At 73.1% G+C, this 18,476-nt stretch carries 19 protein-coding genes; 13 read left to right on the top strand and 6 right to left on the bottom strand.

The features are described from left to right. Nucleotides 1–2 precede the first annotated feature (2 nt). From JHD21_RS03585 to solA, 4 genes are read left to right on the top strand one after another with little or no spacing between them, the layout of a single operon-like run. Nucleotides 3–980: an ABC transporter ATP-binding protein gene (locus JHD21_RS03585; protein ID WP_292671700.1), complete on the top strand. Its 978-nt coding sequence runs from the start codon at nt 3–5 to the stop codon at nt 978–980. Further along, nucleotides 977–2,002, top strand: a complete 1,026-nt coding sequence (locus tag JHD21_RS03580) for an ABC transporter ATP-binding protein (protein ID WP_292671698.1) — start codon at nt 977–979, stop codon at nt 2,000–2,002. Before JHD21_RS03585 ends, JHD21_RS03580 begins: the two co-directional genes overlap by 4 nt. 59 nt (nt 2,003–2,061) lie before the next feature. After that, the gene (locus JHD21_RS03575; protein ID WP_292671696.1) at nt 2,062–3,183 is read left to right on the top strand and encodes an aromatic ring-hydroxylating dioxygenase subunit alpha; all 1,122 of its coding nucleotides are present in this window, start codon (nt 2,062–2,064) and stop codon (nt 3,181–3,183) included. Continuing rightward, nucleotides 3,176–4,342, top strand: a complete 1,167-nt coding sequence (gene solA / locus JHD21_RS03570) for an N-methyl-L-tryptophan oxidase (RefSeq protein ID WP_292671694.1) — start codon at nt 3,176–3,178, stop codon at nt 4,340–4,342. The genes JHD21_RS03575 and solA overlap by 8 nt, the downstream gene beginning before the upstream one ends. 15 nt (nt 4,343–4,357) lie before the next feature. Here the strand turns inward: solA and JHD21_RS03565 are convergent, their stop codons facing one another. Further along, nucleotides 4,358–4,963, bottom strand: a complete 606-nt coding sequence (locus tag JHD21_RS03565; RefSeq protein WP_292671692.1) for a TetR family transcriptional regulator C-terminal domain-containing protein — start codon at nt 4,961–4,963, stop codon at nt 4,358–4,360. 26 nt (nt 4,964–4,989) lie between these two features. Between JHD21_RS03565 and JHD21_RS03560 the strand changes: the two genes are divergently transcribed. After that, nucleotides 4,990–6,171, top strand: coding sequence for an aromatic ring-hydroxylating dioxygenase subunit alpha (locus tag JHD21_RS03560; RefSeq protein ID WP_292671690.1), 1,182 nt, complete (start codon nt 4,990–4,992; stop codon nt 6,169–6,171). 13 nt (nt 6,172–6,184) lie between these two features. Here JHD21_RS03560 and JHD21_RS03555 read toward each other — a convergent pair whose 3' ends face one another. Both JHD21_RS03555 and JHD21_RS03550 read right to left on the bottom strand, forming a co-directional pair. After that, nucleotides 6,185–8,080, bottom strand: coding sequence for a CocE/NonD family hydrolase (locus JHD21_RS03555; RefSeq protein ID WP_292671688.1), 1,896 nt, complete (start codon nt 8,078–8,080; stop codon nt 6,185–6,187). A 43-nt stretch (nt 8,081–8,123) separates the two neighbouring features. Next, nucleotides 8,124–9,191: a P1 family peptidase gene (locus tag JHD21_RS03550; protein WP_292671686.1), complete on the bottom strand. Its 1,068-nt coding sequence runs from the start codon at nt 9,189–9,191 to the stop codon at nt 8,124–8,126. A 43-nt stretch (nt 9,192–9,234) separates the two neighbouring features. Between JHD21_RS03550 and JHD21_RS03545 the strand changes: the two genes are divergently transcribed. The 5 genes from JHD21_RS03545 (at nt 9,235) to JHD21_RS03525 (ending at nt 13,929) form a co-directional block, all read left to right on the top strand. Next, nucleotides 9,235–10,320 carry a hypothetical protein gene (locus tag JHD21_RS03545; protein WP_292671684.1) on the top strand — a complete coding sequence of 362 codons (1,086 nt, stop codon included), beginning with the start codon at nt 9,235–9,237 and terminating at the stop codon, nt 10,318–10,320. Between the two features lie 117 nt (nt 10,321–10,437). Continuing rightward, complete coding sequence (locus tag JHD21_RS03540; protein WP_292671683.1) at nt 10,438–11,535, top strand: ABC transporter substrate-binding protein; 1,098 nt, start codon at nt 10,438–10,440, stop codon at nt 11,533–11,535. Further along, the gene (locus JHD21_RS03535) at nt 11,532–12,353 is read left to right on the top strand and encodes an ABC transporter ATP-binding protein (RefSeq protein WP_292671681.1); all 822 of its coding nucleotides are present in this window, start codon (nt 11,532–11,534) and stop codon (nt 12,351–12,353) included. The genes JHD21_RS03540 and JHD21_RS03535 overlap by 4 nt, the downstream gene beginning before the upstream one ends. Beyond that, the gene (locus JHD21_RS03530) at nt 12,353–13,144 is read left to right on the top strand and encodes an ABC transporter permease subunit (RefSeq protein ID WP_292671679.1); all 792 of its coding nucleotides are present in this window, start codon (nt 12,353–12,355) and stop codon (nt 13,142–13,144) included. The genes JHD21_RS03535 and JHD21_RS03530 overlap by 1 nt, the downstream gene beginning before the upstream one ends. Continuing rightward, nucleotides 13,141–13,929: an ABC transporter permease subunit gene (locus JHD21_RS03525; RefSeq protein ID WP_292671677.1), complete on the top strand. Its 789-nt coding sequence runs from the start codon at nt 13,141–13,143 to the stop codon at nt 13,927–13,929. Before JHD21_RS03530 ends, JHD21_RS03525 begins: the two co-directional genes overlap by 4 nt. 21 nt (nt 13,930–13,950) lie before the next feature. Here JHD21_RS03525 and JHD21_RS03520 read toward each other — a convergent pair whose 3' ends face one another. Both JHD21_RS03520 and JHD21_RS03515 read right to left on the bottom strand, forming a co-directional pair. Next, entirely contained in the window at nt 13,951–14,982 is a 1,032-nt protein-coding gene (locus JHD21_RS03520; protein WP_292671676.1) for a LacI family DNA-binding transcriptional regulator, read from the bottom strand. A 25-nt stretch (nt 14,983–15,007) separates the two neighbouring features. After that, nucleotides 15,008–15,205 (bottom strand): hypothetical protein, encoded by a 198-nt coding sequence (locus tag JHD21_RS03515; RefSeq protein WP_292671675.1) that lies wholly within the window; start codon nt 15,203–15,205, stop codon nt 15,008–15,010. Between the two features lie 122 nt (nt 15,206–15,327). Between JHD21_RS03515 and serA the strand changes: the two genes are divergently transcribed. Beyond that, a complete protein-coding gene (serA, locus tag JHD21_RS03510; protein WP_292671673.1) occupies nt 15,328–16,530 on the top strand; it encodes a phosphoglycerate dehydrogenase in 1,203 nt (400 codons plus the stop codon). A 55-nt stretch (nt 16,531–16,585) separates the two neighbouring features. After that, nucleotides 16,586–17,443, top strand: a complete 858-nt coding sequence (locus JHD21_RS03505) for an oxygenase MpaB family protein (RefSeq protein ID WP_292671671.1) — start codon at nt 16,586–16,588, stop codon at nt 17,441–17,443. Here JHD21_RS03505 and JHD21_RS03500 read toward each other — a convergent pair. Beyond that, a complete protein-coding gene (locus JHD21_RS03500) occupies nt 17,436–17,810 on the bottom strand; it encodes a nuclear transport factor 2 family protein (protein ID WP_292671669.1) in 375 nt (124 codons plus the stop codon). The genes JHD21_RS03505 and JHD21_RS03500 overlap by 8 nt on opposite strands. Before the next feature lie 63 nt (nt 17,811–17,873). Between JHD21_RS03500 and JHD21_RS03495 the strand changes: the two genes are divergently transcribed. Further along, nucleotides 17,874–18,476, top strand: a 603-nt coding sequence (locus JHD21_RS03495; RefSeq protein ID WP_292671667.1) for a hypothetical protein, incomplete at its 3' end; no start/stop codon positions are given.

Here is an 18,476-nt window from a genome sequence, read left to right as displayed (position 1 = left end):
GCGTGGACGCGGTCAGCGCCGTCCTCGACCTGCGCGACGTGACGGTCACCTACCGGACCGCGGAGGGTCCGCTGCCCGCGGTCCGCGGGGTCGACCTCACCGTCCGGCCCGGCGAGGTGGTCGGCCTGGCCGGCGAGTCCGGCTGCGGCAAGTCGACGCTGGTCGGCACCGTGCTGCGGCTCCAGCCGGCCAGCGCCACCGTCGAGGGCGAGGTCCTCGTGCTCGGGCAGGACGTCCAGTCGATCAGCTGGGGCAAGCTGCGCGCCCTGCGCTGGGCGGGTGCGTCCATCGTCTTCCAGGGCGCCCTGCACTCGCTCAACCCGGTGCAGCGGATCGGCGCCCAGATCGCGGAGCCGATCCGGCTGCACGAGCCGGAGCTGTCGAGACAGGCGGTCGACGTCCGGGTCGAGGAGCTGCTCGAGCAGGTCGGGCTGGCGGCCTCCCGCAAGCGCTCCTACCCCCACCAGCTGTCCGGTGGCCAGCGACAGCGGGTGATGATCGCGATGGCGCTGGCCTGCCGGCCGCAGCTCGTCGTGGCGGACGAGCCGACCACCGCGCTCGACGTGATGGTCCAGGCCCAGATCCTCGACCTGCTCAAGGACCTGGTCCGCGACCTGGGCGTCGGCCTGCTGATCATCAGCCACGACCTGTCGGTGCTCGCCGACATCTGCGACCGGGTCGTGGTGATGTACGCCGGGCGGATCGTCGAGTCGGGACGGGCCAACGAGGTCTTCACCGACCCGCTGCACCCCTACACGAAGGCCCTCTCCGGCGCGTTCCCGCGGATCGGCGACCCGGCTGCCCGCTACGCCCCCGCCGGACTCGCGGGCGACCCGCCCGACCCGCGCGACCTGCCGCCCGGCTGCTCGTTCGCACCCCGCTGCCCGCTGGCGGTCCCCGAGTGCACCGTCGCCGAGCCGCCCCTGGTCGAGGTCGGCCCCGGTCGCCCGGTCGCCTGCATCCGGGTGGGTGAGTCGTGAGCGCCCAGCCGGCCGTGGACGCGGGGGCCACGCCGTTCCTCGAGGCGCGGGACCTCTCGGTCGAGTTCGTGACCCGCAGCGGCGACGTGGCCCGGGCCCTCGACGGCGTCCACGTGTCGGTGCAGCGCGGGGAGATCCTGGCCGTGGTCGGAGAGTCCGGGTCCGGCAAGACCACGCTGGCGCGGACCCTCATCGGCCTGCAGAGGCCCAGCGCCGGCGAGGTCCTGCTGGAGGGCGCCCCGCTGTCGTACTCGCAGAAGGGGCTGCGCGGCCTGCGCAGCCGGGTCCAGATGGTGCTCCAGGACGCCGCGGGCTCGCTCAACCCCCGGCAGACCGTCTACGAGTCGGTCGCCGAGGGCATCCGGCTGCACCGCCGGGTCGCCCGCGACCCCGAGAACCGCAGCGAGGCCGAGCTGGTCGCCGCCGCGCTCGCCGAAGCCGGCCTGCGGCCGCCGGAGCGGTTGTTCCTGCGCTACCCGCACGAGCTGTCGGGTGGCCAGAAGCAGCGGGTCCTGATCGCGGGGGCGCTCGCCCTGCGACCCGAGCTGATCCTGGCCGACGAGCCGGTGTCGTCCCTGGACGCCTCGATCCGCGGCGAGATCCTCGCCCTGCTGCTCAAGCTGCGCAGCGACCTCGGGATGGGCGTCGTGGTGGTCACCCACGACCTCGGGCTGGCCTGGAACATCGCGGACCGGATCGCGGTCATGTACCTCGGCCGGGTCGTCGAGTGCGGCACCACCGAGGAGGTGCTGAGCCGGCCCCGGCACCCCTACACGCAGGCGCTCCTGTCCGTGGTCCCCGAGATCGACTTCCTGGAGCCGGTCGTCCTGCACGGCGAGATCCCCGACCCGAGCCGGATCCCGGCCGGATGCCGGTTCCACCCGCGCTGCCCCCAGCTGGCGAGCGGCGCGGCCGCCACGGCCGGCGTGGCCGACGACTGCGTCGGCACTCCCCTTCCGGTGCTTCCCGCCGGCGGTGACCACCGGGTGGCCTGTCACCTCGACGCCGTGCGCACCACGTGACACCATTCTCTTACTGACTCGTGAGTCAGTAAGACGGACGACGAGCAGCGGGAGGGCTGATGGCCGAGCACGACCTCCAGGCCGCGCTCCCGCGCGAGATGTACGTCGCCGAGGCTGCGTGGCGCACCGAGCGCGAGGCCGTGCTCTTCGGCGACTGGTACTGCTTGGGCCGGGTCGACGACCTCGGGCTGGACGTGCCGCGCCGGACGTTGACCGCGGACGTCGCGGGCGAGTCGGTCCTGGTCACCTCCGACGAGCAAGGCGCCCTGCATGCGGCGTACAACGTGTGCCGGCACCGCGGCTGCCAGCTCCGGCCGCCCGTCCAGGAGTCCGCGCGCCTGAGTCACGAGCCTGCCGATGAGGCCTCGGCGCTGCGCTGTCCGTACCACTCGTGGACCTACGGCCTCGACGGTCGGCTGCTGAAGGCGCCGCACGCGGAGGTCGAGGACCCCGCGGCGTTCGCGCTGCACCCGGTCGGTGTGGAGACGTGGGGCGGGTTCGTGTTCGTGCACCTGACCCCCGAGCGGGCCACCCCGCTGGCCGAGCAGGTCGCGCACGCGGAGACGACGCTGGCCAACTACGGGCTGGCCGACCTGGTCACCGGCCGGGTCCTCGACTACGAGGTGCACGCCAACTACAAGGTGCTGCTGGAGAACTACAACGAGTGCTACCACTGCGGGCCCGTGCACCCCGAGCTGTCCCGCCTGGTGCCTGCGTTCGCCGGAGGTGGCGGCGGTCTCGACTGGGACAAGGGGATCCCGCACCGCGACGGCGCGTGGACGTTCACGACGACCGGCACCACCGACCGGGCGCCGCTGCCCGGCCTCGACGAGGACGAGCGCACCCGGCACAAGGGCGACCTCGTCTACCCCAACCTGATGCTCTCGGCCTCGGCCGACCACGTGGCGGCGTACATCCTCCGACCCCTCGCCGTGGACCGGACCCGGGTCAGCTGCACCCTGCTCTTCGCGGCCGACGAGGTGGCCAAGCCGACGTTCGACCCGGACGACGCCGCCGACCTCTGGCACCTGGTCAACCAGCAGGACTGGGCGATCTGCGAGGCCGTGCAGCGAGGCATGTCCTCACGGGCCTACACGCACGGCTGGTTCGCGCCGATGGAGGACGACAGCCTCGACATCCGGCGCTGGCTGCTGCCGCGGCTGGAGGCCCGCCGTGGCTGAGCCCGTGGACTACGTCGTCGTCGGGCTCGGCGCGCTCGGCAGCGCCGCGGCCTGGCAGCTGGCCCGGCGCGGGCACTCCGTCGTCGGGCTGGACCGGTTCGCGCTCGGCCACGACCGCGGCGCCAGCCACGAGACCAGCCGGATCCTGCGACACAGCTACCACACGCCGGGCTACGTCGAGCTGACCCTGGAGGCGTACGCCGACTGGGCGGACCTGGAAGAGTCGAGCGGTGAGTCCCTGGTGACGACCACCGGCGGGCTCGACCTGTTCCCCCCGGACCCGGCGATCTCCCCGAGCGACTACCTGGCGTCGATGGACGAGGTGGGCATCGCCTACGACGTCCTGGACGCCGACGAGGTCACCCGCCGGTGGCCGGCGTTCCGGCTCCCGGAGGGGACGCTGGCGCTGCACCAGGCCGACGCGGCGATCGTGCCCGCCGCCCGCGGGACGGCCGCGATGCAGGCCCAGGCCCGGCGGCACGGCGCCGACCTGCGTGGCGAGCAGCCGGTGCTGGGCCTGGTCGACCACGGCGGCGCCGGCGTCGAGGTCGGGACCGCGTCCGGCACGGTGCGCTGTCGCGGTGTGGTGGTCACGGCCGACGCGTGGACCAATGACGTGCTCCGCCACCTCGACGTCGACGTGCCGCTCGAGGTCACCTGGGAGCAGGTGACCTACTTCTCCCCCGCCGAGGCCGCGCGCTTCGCTCCGGGGACGATGCCGCTCTGGATCTGGATGGACGACCCGTCCTTCTACGGCTTCCCCACCTACGGCGAGCAGACGGTCAAGGCGGCGCAGGACTGCGGCGGACCGAGCATCGACCCCGACGACCGGGGCGCCGACGTCGTGGACGCGGCGATGCTGGAGCGCCTCTCGACGTTCATGGGCGAGGTGCTGCCCGGCTCCGGTGCCCCGGTGCGGTCCAAGCGCTGCCTCTACACCCTCACCCCGGACCGGGACTTCGTGCTGGCGCCGGTGCCCGGCCACGACGGCGTGGTCGTGGGGCTGGGCGCGGCGCACGGGTTCAAGTTCGCGCCGACGTTCGGCCGGCTGCTCGCCGACCTGGTCACGACCGGCTCGTCGGCGACCGACCTCACGGCGTTCCGGATGGACCGGCCGGCTCTCACCGACCCCGACTACGCCGCGAACTGGCTGGTGTGAGCGGTGCCCTCCCGCTCAGGACAGTGTCTGCACGTCGACGCCGAGCTCGGCCGCGACCAGTCCGGCGACCCACTCGCGCAGCTGCGCCCGGGTGACCGTCCGGTAGACCAGCGTCGCCACCGACAGGCCGTCGAGGAGCGCGGACACGCGCGCCACGGACGCCGCCGGGTCGGGGCAGGTGAACACGCCGGCCGCCACCCCGTCCTCCACGACCTGGCGCAGTGCCTCGGACCAGCGGTGGTCGAGACGCCGCAGCACCGTGCGGATGTGCGGCTCGCGCTGGGCCAGCGCCCAGGCGTCGATCCAGACCCGCCAGCCGACCGCCTGGCCGGTCGGGCCGTAGAGCCGCAGCAGCCGGCGCAGCTGCTCGACGGGGTCGTCGCCGCGGACCGCCCTGTCCAGCTTGGCCAGGTCGCGCTCGACGGCGTGCGCGAACGCCTCGGCGACCAGGTCGTCCTTGGTCCCGAAGTGGTAGAAGACCAGCGAGGCGCTGACGCCGAGCTCGGCAGCGACGTCGCCCACCCGGACCGCCGCAAGTCCGTGCCGGTCGACCAGGTCGACGGTCGCGGTCAGGATCTCGTCGCGTCGTACGTCGACGGAACGACGCGCACGGCGGGTCACGCCGTGAGCATAGAACGGAGGAACCGGTGACGGAGACCAGCGAGAAGCTCGTCCGGATGATGCCGGCGGAGGCATACACGTCGCCGGACGTGCTGGCCTGGGAGCGGCGGCACCTGTACGCCGGCACCTGGACGTGCCTGGGCCGCGTCGCCGACCTGTTCCCCGACGAGCGCACCCACCAGCGCGCGCTGGTGGTCGGCGACATCGGCTGCCTGGTCGTCCGGAGCCCGGCGGCGTCGGGGACGGCGCTGCGGATGTTCGCCAACACCTGCCGGCACCGCGGGCACGAGCTCCTCCCCGAGGGGGAGACCGCCGAGCGCCGGCTGATCTCCTGCCCGTACCACGCGTGGACCTACGACCTCAGCGGTGCGCTCAAGGGGGCGCCGGGCTTCCGGGACGTCCCGGGGTTCGAGAAGGACGAGCACTCGCTGGTCGAGCTGCCCGTCACCGTCTGGCACGGCTGGGTGTTCGGGCACGCGCTGCACCCGCTGGGAAGCCCGGAGGTGCCGGCGTTCGACGAGCACGTGGGCGAGCTCGCGACGGTCCTGGCGCCGTACGACGCCGGGTCGCTCGTGCTCGCCGACCGGCACACCTACGAGGTCGCGGCGAACTGGAAGGTGATCGCCGAGAACTACCACGAGTGCTACCACTGTCCCTCGATCCACCCCGAGCTGTGCCAGGTCTCGCCGCCGGACTCCGGCGACAACTACGACCTGCCGGGGAGCTGGGTCGGCGGGTCCATGGACCTGCGCGAGGGCATGGCGACCATGTCGCTGACCGGCGAGCTGGCGGCAACGCCCATCCCCGGGGCTCCGACGGCGACGGTCGAGTACGTCCACCTGCTGCCCAACCTGCTCGTCTCGGCGCACCCCGACTACGTGATGACGCACCGGATGGTGCCGCTCGCGCCGGGCCGGACCTGGGTCGAGTGCTCGTGGCTGACCCTGGCGGAGTCGTCCGAGGCCGGGGCGCCGGGGGCGGTGGAGTTCTGGGACCTCACCAACCGCCAGGACTGGGGCGCCTGCGAGTCGGTCCAGCGCGGCCTGGGGAGCCCGCACTTCCGGCCCGGCCCGTTCGCGCCCAACGAGGACGCCGTGGGCCACCTCGTGTCGCTCATCGGGGCGGCGTACCGCGCGAGCGGCCTGGAGCTGTCGTCGGCCCGGCCTGCGGATGAGTCCCAGACGATCGGCACCGCGACACGCCGGTAGCGCGTGCCGAAGGTCAGGGACCATCCCCTGGCCGGCGCGGGATGGTCTCCCGCCACTCGCGGTGGCTGACCAGCTCGTCGCCCTCGAACGCGTCGCAGCCGATCACCACGTCGTACGCAGTGGCGCCGACGTCGACCCGCATCGTCGAGGTGACCCGGACGTCGACGTCGTCCCAGCTCAGGGTGAAGGTCGTGGTGGCGTCCGCCCACTGCGCGAAGGTGCGTCGGTCGACGCCGACCTCGCCGACGTACTCCTCGCTGGCGGTGCCGCCGCGCGGGATGTCGTACGTCGCGCCGCTGCGCACCGCGCAGGTCGTCGTCCGTCGGAGCACGTCGCGGGTGACCGACCACACGACCCCCTCCGGGTCCTCCGAGGACGAGGGCTCCCCGGGCGTGAAGACCGGGGGCTCGCCCGCGCTCTCCGGCCACAGCGGCAGCTCGAGCGACCCGTCGTGGACGGTCAGGGTGACCGGCGCCGGCGGGGCGACCGTGTTGGGCCAGTCCGAGCCGGCGACCGACACCCGCAACGTCTGGCCGGGTGTCCAGCGGTAGGCGCAGGCGTCGAGCTGGAGGTCGACCTCGTAGACCTCACCCGGCACCAGCGGCTCCGGCGTCGACCCGGACCGGTAGGCCAGGTCGAGGGTGCCCCGCGAGACCAGGGCCGAGGTGCCGTCGGGGAAGACGTCGCAGAGCTTCACCGACAGGGAGGCCGCCGGAGCCGAGGCGGACACGCGCAGGCGCGCCCGCGGCTGCCCGACGACCGCCGCGACCGGCGGGGTCGAGTCCCAGGTCAGCGAGCGGGCGTCGTCCTCGCGCTGGTCGCCGGACAGCCCCCACGGCAGGTGGCCCGCGCAGTCGATCCAGGCGGTGGTGCCGACGTCCGGCTCGACCGCCAGGGACCGGGGGCCCGGCAGCCCGCGCAGCTCCCACGACCGCGAGGCCACCGGCCACGGCCCGGAGACCCACTCGCCGAGGTGCAGGTCGAGGTCGGGCTCGGGGACGGTCGACGTCCGCACGAAGAGGTCGGCCCGGTCGACGTGCTCGGGCCCGCGGTCGCGCAGCCAGCGGTCGAACCACGCGGCCATCTCGACGTCCAGGTCGATCCGCGGGCCCGGGATCGCGGTCGCCGGGTCGGCGTGCGCCCACGGCCCGGCCAGCAGCCGCCACGGCGTCCCGGCCTCCCCCAGCGCGGCGACCGTCCGGAACGAGTTGTTGCGGTAGCCGTCCGCCCAGCCGGCCACGATCATCGTGGCCGCCTCGATCCGCGAGTACGGCGCGTGCCGCACCGAGCCCGCCCGCCAGTAGGGCCCGTCCCGGTTCTCCCGCAGCCAGGTCAGCACCCACGGCTCGTTGGTCGCCAGCCGACGGCGCCACTCCTCGCGCCAGTCGCCTGGCCGGTCACTGGGCCACTCCGCAGGCACGGGCGGCAGCACGCACATCGGCGTCATGTAGTGGCAGTAGTCGACCAGGTCGACCAGCCGCAGCGCGTGGCCGCGCCAGTGCACGTCGTCGGTCCACCGGTCGTCGCTGGAGTAGATCGCGCACACCGCCTTGAGGGCGGGCGGCCGCTCGGCGGCGATCTGCAGCGCGTTGAAGCCGGAGTACGACGTCCCGAACATGCCGACGTTGCCGTCGCACCACTCCTGCTCGGCCAGCCAGGCGATCACCGCGCCGAGGTCGCTGCGCTCGACGAGCGGGTACTCGTCGGTCGCGTCGCCACCCGAGGACCCGGTGCCCCGCAGGTCCACCCGCGCGACTGCGTAGCCGTAGGTGTCCCGCAGCGCGCGGTAGCTCTCGGCGTACGACGAGGTCAGGTCGTCCTTGCGGTAGGGCAGCGCCTCGAGCAGGCACGGCTGCGGCTCGCCGTGGGGCAGGAACAGGGACACCGCGAGCTCGACGCCGTCCGCCATCGGGAGGCGGACGCTGCGCTCCGTTCCGGGCTCAGTGGCGGGCTCAGCGCCGGCCACGGTGCTCCTCGACCAGCCGGCGTACGACGTCGGGGTCCAGCCCCTCGCTGGTGTTGCCGTCCCGGCCGACCGTCGTGGGCGACATCAGCATCGAGTTGAGCACGGCCTCCTCGGCCGCGTCGACGACCGCGCCGAAGAGCTCGTCGAGCTGCCGTCCGCCGAGCCGTGGGCCGGAGTCGACCTGCGCCCCGTCCCGGTCGGTGCGCGCCGCCGTGCTCGCGGCCAGGAAGATCTCGCCGCTGCCGTGGTGCGCGACGGAGCCGGTCCTGGCCAGGCCCAGGCCGATCCGGCGCGCCAGCCGCTCGCAGCCGGCCGGGTCCACGGGTGCGTCGGTCACGGCCACACCGATGCACGACCCGGCGGGCCGCTCCACGTGCCCCTCGGGACCGTGCCAGCCGTCGAGCAGCTGTCCCACCGGCACGCCGTCGACGGTCAGCCGCTCCCGCACGCCGAAGTTGGTCATCAGCAGCACCGCCACCGTGTGCCCCTCGGGGGTGACCCGCGACGACGTCCCGATCCCGCCCTTGAAACCCAGGCACGACATGCCGGTGCCGGACCCGACCGAGCCCTCGTCCGGCGGCCCGGACGACCCGCGTGAGGCGAGGGCGGCCGCGTGCGCCGCCCGGACGTCGTCCGCGGTCACCCACATCCGCCGGCAGTCGTTGAGGAACGAGTCGTCGCACTCCCCCACGACCGGGATGCACACGTCGTCGGCGACCTGGGGATGCCGGCCCAGCTCGAGCTCGCACGCCGCGTCGTAGACCCGGCCCAGCTGCATCGTCGAGGTCAGCCACACCGGCGTCTCGAGCATCCCCGTCTCGCGGATGGTCACGAACCCGGTGCACTCGCCCATCCCGTTGAGCACCGCACCCCCCGCGACGAGCGGCCGGAGGTAGGCGTCCTCGGCCAGCACCAGGGACGTGACACCGGTGCGGGCCGTCTCCCGGGTGACGGTGGTGTGGCCGAGCCCGACGCCGGCCACGTCCAGCACCGAGTTGGTCGGCCCGGTCGGCAGCGTGCCGATCCCGATGCCGAGGTCACGCGCGCGGGGCATGGGAGTCATCCTGCCGAAGTTCGCGTCCGGTGGATACTGAGTCATGGATCAGTACGAGGTCCCGGTGCTGTGGTCGCCCGACACCAGGCTCCACGACCCCCGCAACGAGGTCTGGGTCGGGGTGCCGACGATCGGCACCGAGACGTCCGCGCGGGTCGACGCGATCCTCGACGCCCTGGACGGGCCCGGGTTCCGGCTGGTCGAGGTGCCGCCCGCGACCGACCGGCCCGCGTTGGACGCCGTCCACGACCCCGAGCTCCTCGAGTTCCTGGGTACGGCGGCCGAGCGCTGGGCCGACGGTCCGTACGCCGAGCTGGTCGGCCAGGAGCGGGTGGTCCCCTACCTGTTCCCGACGCCGGCGATGACCGCCGGGCTCCCGGCCCGGCCGGCGGTGGCCGTGCACGCGGACGCGGGCCGGTTCGGCTACGACACGATGACCCTGGTCGGGCCGGGCACCTTCGCCGCCGCGCTGGCCGCGGTCGACTGCGCCGCGGCGGCCGCCGACCTGGTGTCGGCGGGCGCCGAGCCGCTGGCGTACGCCCTGAGCCGCCCGCCCGGCCACCACGCCACTCCTGCGGGCTACGGCGGCTCCTGCTACCTCAACAACGCCGCCGTCGCGGCCGAGGTCCTGCGGGCCGGCGGCGCGGCGACGGTCGGGATCGTCGACCTCGACGCGCACCAGGGCAACGGCACCGCGGCGATCTTCTACGCACGGTCCGACGTGCGCTACGGCTCCGTGCACGTCGACCCCGGGGCCGGCTGGTTCCCGCACGTCGTGGGGTACGCCGAGGAGACCGGCACCGGCGACGGCACCGGCGCCACCCGCAACCTGCCGCTCGCCGAGGGCACCGGCGACGGGCCGTGGCTCGCGGCGGTCGCCGAGCTCGTCGAGTGGGTCTCCGGCTGCGACGCCCTGGTCGTCTCGCTGGGCGTGGACGCGGCCGCCGACGACCCGGAGAGCCCGCTCCAGGTCACCGCCGAGGGCTACCGCGAGGCCGGCCGGCTGCTCGGTGCCTCCGGGCTGCCTGCGGTGGCCGTCCAGGAGGGCGGCTACCACCTGCCGACCCTCGGCGGGCTGGTCGCCGCGTACCTCGACGGCCACGCCCGAGGTCACGGTCCGGTGTCGTAACCCGCGCGAAACGCCAGCCACGCGGCGACGAAATGCGCGGAACCTAGCGTCCCTGCTCCAGGGAGAGCGCGGCACTCGTGGGCCGCCGTCACCACCCACGACCGCATGGGAGCACGCATGTCACCGTCCCACCTTCGTCCTGTCCGCCGCCGTCACAGCGCCGCCGTCCGGCTCGCGGCCGTGGCCGCCGCTGCTGCCCTCGCGTTGTCCGCGTGCGGCGACGACGCCGAGGACACCGAGGAGGACACAGGTAGCGGGTCCGACAGCTCGAGCGAGGGCTTCGGCAGCATCGCCGTCCAGCTGTCGTGGATCAAGAACGCCGAGTTCGCCGGTGAGTTCATCGCCGACGACAGCGGCTACTACGCCGACGCCGGCTTCGACAGCGTCGAGCTGCTCGCGGGTCCGGTCGCGACCGAGGAGCTCGTGGCGACCGGCAAGGCCGACTTCGGTCTCAGCAACGCGATCTCGACCGGCGCCGCGATCGCCAACTCCGACTTCCCGCTGAAGATCATCGGGACGACGTACCAGAAGAACCCGTTCTCCATCCTGTCGCTGGCCGACGGGGGGAACATCCAGACCCCCGAGGACCTGGTCGGCAAGAAGATCGGCGTCCAGGACCCCAACCTCAGCCTCTTCAACGCGCTGCTCGCCGCCAATGGGATCAGCCCCGACGACGTGGAGATCGTGCCCAACGGCTTCGACGTCGCACCACTGGAGGACGGGCAGATCGACGGCCTGGTCGCCTACGTCACCAACGAGTCCCTGCTGGTCGCCGGCCACGGGTTCGACACCGTCGACCTGGCCTTCGCGGACAACGGCCTCCCGTTCGTGGCGGAGAGCGTCATCGCCACCGACGAGACCATCGAGAACGAGCCCGAGATGGTCAAGGCGTTCCTCAAGGCCGAGATCCAGGGCTGGAAGGACGCCTGCGCCGACCCCGCCGCGGGGGCGACCCTGGCCGTCGAGAAGTACGGCGTCGACATCGACCCGCCGCTGGAGCAGGACAAGGAGCTCGCCCAGGCCGAGCAGCAGTGCGACCTCCTGGTCAACACCGAGGAGACGGCCGCCAACGGGCTGTTCACGATCAGCGACGCGATGATCGAGGACAACATGGCCTCGCTGGCCGCCTCCGACCTCGACCTCGAGGCCGACGACCTCTTCGACCTCAGCCTCCTCGAGGAGGTCTACGAGGAGAACCCGGACCTCAAGGAGTGACGACCGGCAACGCGGCCGGCGGCGAAGGACGCTCGGGCACAGGGCTGCACGTCCAGGACCTGAGCAAGACCTTCGCCGTCGGCCGTACGCCGGTGGTGGCCCTGGAGGACGCGACGCTCCACACGGACAAGGGGTCGTTCCTCTCGCTGCTCGGCCCCTCGGGCTGCGGCAAGTCCACGATCCTGCGCATCCTCGCCGGCCTCGAGACCGCCACGAGCGGCACCACGTTCGTCGACGGCAAGACCCCCGCCGAGCTGAGACGGGACCACCGGCTCGGGATCGCCTTCCAGGACTCGGCGCTGCTCCCCTGGCGGTCGGTCGAGTCCAACATCCGTCTGCCGTTCCAGGTGTCGGGCACCAAGCCCGACGACGCGCTGGTCCGTGAGCTGATCGGTCTCGTGGGACTGGAGGGCTTCGAGAAGGCCAAGCCGGCGCAGCTCTCCGGCGGCATGCGGCAGCGGGTCTCGATCGCGAGGTCGCTGGTCGTCAAGCCGTCGGTGCTGCTCCTCGACGAGCCCTTCGGAGCCCTCGACGACATGACCCGGCAGCGGCTCAACCTCGAGCTGCTGCGGATCTGGAGCGAGAAGCCCGCCACGACGCTGATGGTGACCCACGGGATCTCCGAGGCGATCTTCCTGTCCGACAAGGTCGCGGTGATGACCCCGCGGCCCGGCCGGGTCCAGGAGGTCATCGACGTCGACCTGCCCCGGCCGCGAACCCCGGAGATGATGCGCACGCCGGAGTTCCACGCGCTGCACGACCACGCCTCCGAGCTGCTGTTCGGCTCGGGAAGCCCGGCCAACGAGGGAAGCGGCTGATGGCGCTCACCGCCGAGCGGGGCCGGGCCGTGGTCATGGGCGGCCTGGGCGCCCTGCTGACCCTGGCGGTCTGGTGGGCCTGCGCGGCGACGTTCCTGAAGGACAACCAGGTCCCGACACCGCCGGACGTGCTCGACGTCTTCCTCGAGCGCGGCTTCGGCTACTACCGGCGGATCTTCTCGATCACCCTGGAGGAGGCCGCGCGCGGGTACGTCGTCGGCGTCGGCGTCGCGCTGCTGCTGGCCACGCTGGTGCTGCTGGTGCCCTGGCTGGAGCCCGTCATCATGCAGTTCGCGGTCGTGACCTACTGCCTGCCGATCGTGGCGCTCGCGCCCATCCTGATCATCGTCCACGACCTCCCGGAGCCGGGTGGCACGTCCCCGACGGCGGTCGACCTGGCGGCCATCTCGGTCTTCTTCACCACGGTCGTGGGGGCGGTCCTGGGCTTCCGGGCCGCCGACCCCACGACGGTGGACGTCGTGTCGGTCTACGGCGGCGGCAAGGTCCAGCAGTTCCTCCGGGTCCGGCTCGTCTCGGCGCTCCCGGCCCTGTTCACCACCCTGCAGATCGCCGCGCCCGCGGCGTTCCTCGGCGCGCTGCTCGGTGAGTACTTCGACCGGCACCTGGAGGTCGGCGTGGGCCCCTCGCTCATCCTCAGCCAGAACAACCGCGAGACCGCGCTGGCCTGGTCGCTGGGCATCACCTGCGCCCTGGTGTCCGGCCTGGCCTACCTGCTGATCGGGCTCCTCGGCCGCTGGGTCGCCCCGTGGTCCAAGGGCGTCGCGCGGTGACCACGCTCCGCCTGGTCGGACGGCCGGTCCTCAACCTCGCCTTCGTCGTGGCGGTGACCGTCGGGCTGTGGGTGCTGCTCCTCCGGCTCTCCGACGTCAGCGACCTCGTGGTGCGGCAGCCGCAGGACGTGCTGGCCTACCTGTTCACCGACCCGGAGGCCGGCGAGAACCGGGCAGGCGTGCTGGGGCCCTTGCGGCAGACGGTGCTCGATGCGGGCATCGGCTTCGTCGCCGGTCTCACCGCCGCCAGCCTGCTGGCCACCGGCATGGTGCTGTCCAAGGGCATCGAGGCGGCGTCCATGCCCGTGGTCATGCTGGTGCGCACGGTGCCGCTCGTCGCCCTGGCCCCGATCATCACCCTGATCTTCGGCAACGGGTTCGCCTGCGTGGCGGTGATGAGCGGCATCGTCGTGCTGTTCCCGGCCCTGGTGACGATCGCGTTCGGGCTGCGCTCGGTGACACCGCAGATGCGCGACGTCGTCCACGTCTACGGCGGCTCGTCCTGGGACGTGCTGCGCCGGGTGGCCTACCCGACCGCGCTGCCCTCGATCTTCGCCGCGGTGCGGATCTCGGTGCCGGGGGCCATCACCGGGGCCCTCATCGCCGAGTACTTCACGACGACCGACAGCGTGGGCAAGGCGATCAACACCTCGCTCGCGCTCTACCAGTACGACCGGGTGTGGGCGCTCGTCGTCACCGTGACCCTGGCCTCGATCGTGCTCTACCTGGTCGCCCAGGTCTGCGAGCGGGTGGTGCTGGCCCGGTTCGGCGCGGCGCCGCGCTGATCGGGCGCCGCCCCTCCGGGGTCACTCGGCCGGTGGCGGTGCCGTGCTCTCCCGGACGACGAGCTCGGCCGGGAGCACGACCCGCTCCGGCGGTGCGCTCTCCGGGTCGTTGATGGCCCGGACCAGGGCTGCCACCGCCAGCCGGCCCTTGGCGACGACGTCCTGACGGATCGTGGTGAGCGGCGGCCGGCTCGTCGCGGCGACGCGGCTGTCGTCGTACCCGACCACCGACAGGTCCTCGGGCACCCCAAGCCCCAGATCGGTCGCCGCGTGGAGCACCTCGACGGCGAAGGCGTCGGAGAGACAGAGGACGCCTGTCGGCCGGTCCGGCCGCTCGAGCAGTGCTCGTGCGGCGGCGTACGTCGGAGCGGAGGCGAGGTAGACACCCTCGGCCATCAGGGGCTCGATGCCGAGGGGGTCGAGCACGTCGTGCCACCCGAGATGCCGCTCCGCAGCCGTCACGTGCACGTCGTCGCGGTCCTCGATCTCCTCCTGGGCGACGGTGAGGATGCCGATCCGGCGGTGGCCGAGCCCGGTGAGGTGCTCGGCGCCCAGGCGGGCCCCGGTGCGGTCGTCGACCTTGATGCTGGGCAGCCCGTCGATGGGCCGCTGGTCGATGGTGACGATCGGCAGGCCCCGCCGGCGGGCCCACGCGAGCTGGTCGTCGGGCGAGCCGCAGATGTAGACCAGCAGCCCGTCCATGGCGACCTCGGCCTCGACGACGCCGTCGGTCTCGGTCGGGGCGAGGAGGGTGACCGCCATGCCTTGGCGGGCGAGCTCGTCGGAGACCGCGGCGATGAACTCCCCCGCCAGCGCGTCCGCGATGACCGCGCTCAGCCGGTCGGTGATCAGCAGGCCCACCGACCCGGTACGCCCGCGAGCGAGGGCCCGCGCGGCTGGGTCGGGTCCGCTGTAGCCGAGCTCCTCCGCCGCGCTGAGGATGCGGTCCCGCAGGGCCGACGACAGCTGGTCGGGGCGCGAGAACGCGTTCGAGACCGTCATCCGGCTCACGCCGACGCGATCCGCGACCGACTGCAGCGTCACCTTGCCCATCCAGGACATTGTCCCGCCCAGGTGGTCAGGCGCACACCTCCGGGGCACGACGCGGTGCGGGCTCGACCGCCCGGGCGGCGGCGTGCAGCCCGGATGCCAGCGCCAGCCGGCCGGCCCGGAGCGGGCGGCGACGGGGCCGGTCGGGCACCACGGGCGCGTCCGGAAGAGCGCTGCGGGCGAGCACGTCGTGAACCTCGGGCTGCGGGATTCGGATCGGGTACATGGCAGGTCTCCTCTCGTCTTTACCGATACAGTAGACCGGTTCGCTTTACCGGTCAAGAGGGTTTCTGGTCCGATCCGTGTCGAGGAATCGGCGCACGCCCTGGGGCTCCCTACGCTGGACGGGTGAAGGTCCTGCTCCTGGAGAACATCCACCCGCTCGCGGTCGAGACGCTCGAGCGCCACGGCCACGAGGTCGAGCTGCGCGCCGGAGCTCTCTCCGAGGACGAGCTCGTGGAGGCGCTGCCCGGCGTCCACCTGCTCGGCATCCGCTCCAACACCACCATCACGCCACGCGTGCTCGACGCGGCGTCCGACCTGCTCGCGATCGGCTGCTTCTGCATCGGCACCAACCAGGTCGACCTGGCGGCGGCGGCCGAGCGGGGCGTGGCCGTCTTCAACGCGCCGTACTCCAACACCCGCAGCGTCGTGGAGCTGGTGATCGGGGAGATCATCGCGCTCGGCCGGCGCCTGCCGGAGAAGACCGCCAAGATGCACGCCGGCGTGTGGGACAAGTCGGCCGCCGGCAGCCACGAGATCCGCGGCCGCACGCTCGGCATCGTCGGCTACGGCAACATCGGCACCCAGCTCTCCAACGTCGCGGAGTCGCTGGGCCTGCGGGTGATCTTCTTCGACACCGCCGACCGCCTCGCGCACGGCAACGCCCGCCGGATGCCGTCGCTCGACGCACTGCTGGCCGAGGCCGACGTCGTCTCGCTGCACGTCGACGGCCGCCCGGGCAACGCGGGCTTCTTCGGCGAGGAGCAGTTCGCCAAGATGAAGCCGCGCTCGCTCTTCATCAACGCCGCCCGCGGCATGGTGGTCGACGACGTCGCGCTGCGTCGCCACATCCTGTCCGGCCACATCGCCGGCGCCGCGCTCGACGTGTTCCCGGTGGAGCCGAAGAAGCAGGGCGACGTGTTCGAGTCGGTGCTCCGGGGCCTCGACAACGTGATCCTCACGCCGCACGTCGGCGGCTCCACGCAGGAGGCCCAGGAGGAGATCGGCTGGTTCGTCGCGGGCAAGCTCGCCGACTTCGTCGACCACGGCAGCACCGCGCTCTCGGTCAACCTCCCCGCCGTCCAGCCGCCGGTGCTGACCGAAGGTGCCCGGATCGGCTACCTGCACCAGAACGTCCCGGGGGTGCTGGCCGAGGTCAACGCGTACTTCGCCGAGGAGGGCGACAACGTGACCGGGGAGTACCTCGCCACCCGGGGCCACCAGGGCTACGTCGTCATCGACTCGAGCAAGGCGATCTCCGAGGCGGCGCTCGACAAGCTGCGCTCGTCGCCGCACACGATCTGGCTGCGCACCTACGACGCCGGCTGACCCGCGCTCACCGCAGGAGCACTCATCGTTCGGAGCGGCTGCCTAGGCTCTCCACATGGACGTGCGGGGACGGCTGGGCCACGAGCTGTTCCTGCGCGTCGCCGGGCCCGACGGCCCGCGGCAGCGGGACCGCATCCACGGCCGGCCGGGGCCCCGCTGGTTCGAGGCCGGCAGCCCGATCACCCGGGTCCACGGCGACGCGTCGATGTTCGTCGGCGGCATCCGCGCCCTGCTGCTCCAGTCGCTGCACCCGGCGGCGATGCGGGCGGTCTCGGAGCACTCCGGCTACCGCGGCGACATGTGGGGACGCCTGCACCGCACCAGCACGTTCCTCGCGGTCACGACGTTCGGCGCCGCCGACGACGCCCAGCGGGCCGTCGACGCGGTGCGCCGCATCCACGAGCGGGTCGTCGGCGACCTGCCCGACGGCACGGCGTACGCCGCCTCGGACCCGCACCTGCTCCGCTGGGTGCACGTGGCGGAGGTCGACAGCTTCCTGAAGGCGCACCAGGTCTACGGCAAGCGACCGCTGGACCAGGAGGGCCGGGACGAGTACCTCGCCCAGGCGGCCACGATCGCGACCCGGCTCGGTGCCACCGACGTGCCGACCACCGAGGCCGAGCTCGCCGAGGCCCTGGTTGCCTACCGTGCCGAGCTGCGCGGGACCCCGGAGGCCCGGGAGGCGGTGCGCTACGTGCTGCTCAAGCCGCCGCTGCCGCTGGCCGCCCGGGCGCCCTACGCGGTGCTGGCCGCCGCCGCGGTCGGCCTGATGCCGCCGTGGTCGCGGGCGCCGCTGCGGCTGCCCTACCTGCCGGTCTCCGAGCGCACCGTCGTCCGCGCCCTCGGGTCCGCCGCCACCGGCACCATCAGGTGGGCCATGTCCCCGCCCCAGGAGTCCCGGCCCGCTAGCTGACGGCCATGTCGTCGTTGCCCCAGTAGGCCTTCATCGACGTGATCAGTCCGTCGTCGTCGAACGTCATCACGTCGATCGGCGACAGCGTGTAGGTCTGCTCCCCGGCCTTCGTGGCCAGCTCGAACTGGAACGCCGCCTCGCCGCCGGCGATCCGCGCGGTGAGCAGCCGGCCCTCCTGCTCCAGGCCCTCGAGCCCGGAGTAGAACTCCCGGATGGACTCGGGGGTGCTGCGCACCTCGGTGCCGACCGGGTCCTCGACGGTGGCGCCCTCGGCGTAGAGCGCGAGCACCTCGTCGGTCGTGCCGTTGGCCACCCGGTCGACGTAGGCCTCGATGACCTCGCGGATGCGCTCGTTGCTGGCCGCCATGTGGGTCCTCCTGGGAAGTAGAACGTGTTCTCGTTCTTGTACCTCGGGAGAGTAGCGGGTTGGATGAGCGCGATGGACCTCAGCGACAGATGGCCCCTGCCCGACAGTCCAGAGCTGCGCGACGAGATCGCGGCGGCGTACGCCGACCCGGCCCGCGGCTACCACGACACCCGGCACCTCGCCGAGGTGCTCGACCGGCTCGACGAGCTGGCCGGGGCGGGCACCGACTACGACCCGACGGCGGTCCTGCTGGCCGCGTGGTTCCACGACGCGGTCTACGACGGCGAGCGGGACGCCGAGGAGCGGTCGGCGACCTGGGCCGAGGACGCGCTCGCGCCGCTGGTGCCGGCGCCGGTGGCGGCCGAGGTCGCCCGGCTGGTCCGGCTGACCGAGACCCACCGGCCCGACGACGCCGACACCAACGGCTGCGCGCTCTCCGACGCCGACCTGGCGATCCTGGCCGCCCCGGCCGAGCGCTACGACGAGTACGTCGCGGCGGTCCGCCGCGAGTACGCCCACCTGCCCGACGACGTGTTCGGCGAGGGCCGCGCAGCCGTGCTCGGCGCGCTGGCCGACAAGCCGCGGCTGTTCCACACGGCGTACGCCGTCGAGCGCTGGGAGGCGCCCGCCCGGGCCAACCTGGAGCGGGAGCTGGCCGCGCTGGGC

It is taken from the genome of Nocardioides sp., assembly GCF_016462705.1.
Lineage (GTDB): Bacteria > Actinomycetota > Actinomycetes > Propionibacteriales > Nocardioidaceae > Nocardioides.
This window is presented reverse-complemented; position numbering and strand designations above follow the sequence as displayed.

Excerpts from the sequence above, each read along its gene's own strand:
- JHD21_RS03515 (WP_292671675.1), bottom strand. The coding sequence starts at position 15,205 with ATGTACCCGATCCGAATCCCGCAGCCCGAGGTTCACGACGTGCTCGCC.
- JHD21_RS03530 (WP_292671679.1), top strand. The coding sequence starts at position 12,353 with ATGGCGCTCACCGCCGAGCGGGGCCGGGCCGTGGTCATGGGCGGCCTG.
- JHD21_RS03575 (WP_292671696.1), top strand. The coding sequence starts at position 2,062 with ATGGCCGAGCACGACCTCCAGGCCGCGCTCCCGCGCGAGATGTACGTC.
- JHD21_RS03555 (WP_292671688.1), bottom strand. The coding sequence starts at position 8,080 with ATGGCGGACGGCGTCGAGCTCGCGGTGTCCCTGTTCCTGCCCCACGGC.
- JHD21_RS03505 (WP_292671671.1), top strand. The coding sequence starts at position 16,586 with ATGGACGTGCGGGGACGGCTGGGCCACGAGCTGTTCCTGCGCGTCGCC.
- JHD21_RS03500 (WP_292671669.1), bottom strand. The coding sequence starts at position 17,810 with ATGGCGGCCAGCAACGAGCGCATCCGCGAGGTCATCGAGGCCTACGTC.
- JHD21_RS03545 (WP_292671684.1), top strand. The coding sequence starts at position 9,235 with ATGGATCAGTACGAGGTCCCGGTGCTGTGGTCGCCCGACACCAGGCTC.
- JHD21_RS03550 (WP_292671686.1), bottom strand. The coding sequence starts at position 9,191 with ATGCCCCGCGCGCGTGACCTCGGCATCGGGATCGGCACGCTGCCGACC.
- JHD21_RS03520 (WP_292671676.1), bottom strand. The coding sequence starts at position 14,982 with ATGGGCAAGGTGACGCTGCAGTCGGTCGCGGATCGCGTCGGCGTGAGC.
- JHD21_RS03540 (WP_292671683.1), top strand. The coding sequence starts at position 10,438 with ATGTCACCGTCCCACCTTCGTCCTGTCCGCCGCCGTCACAGCGCCGCC.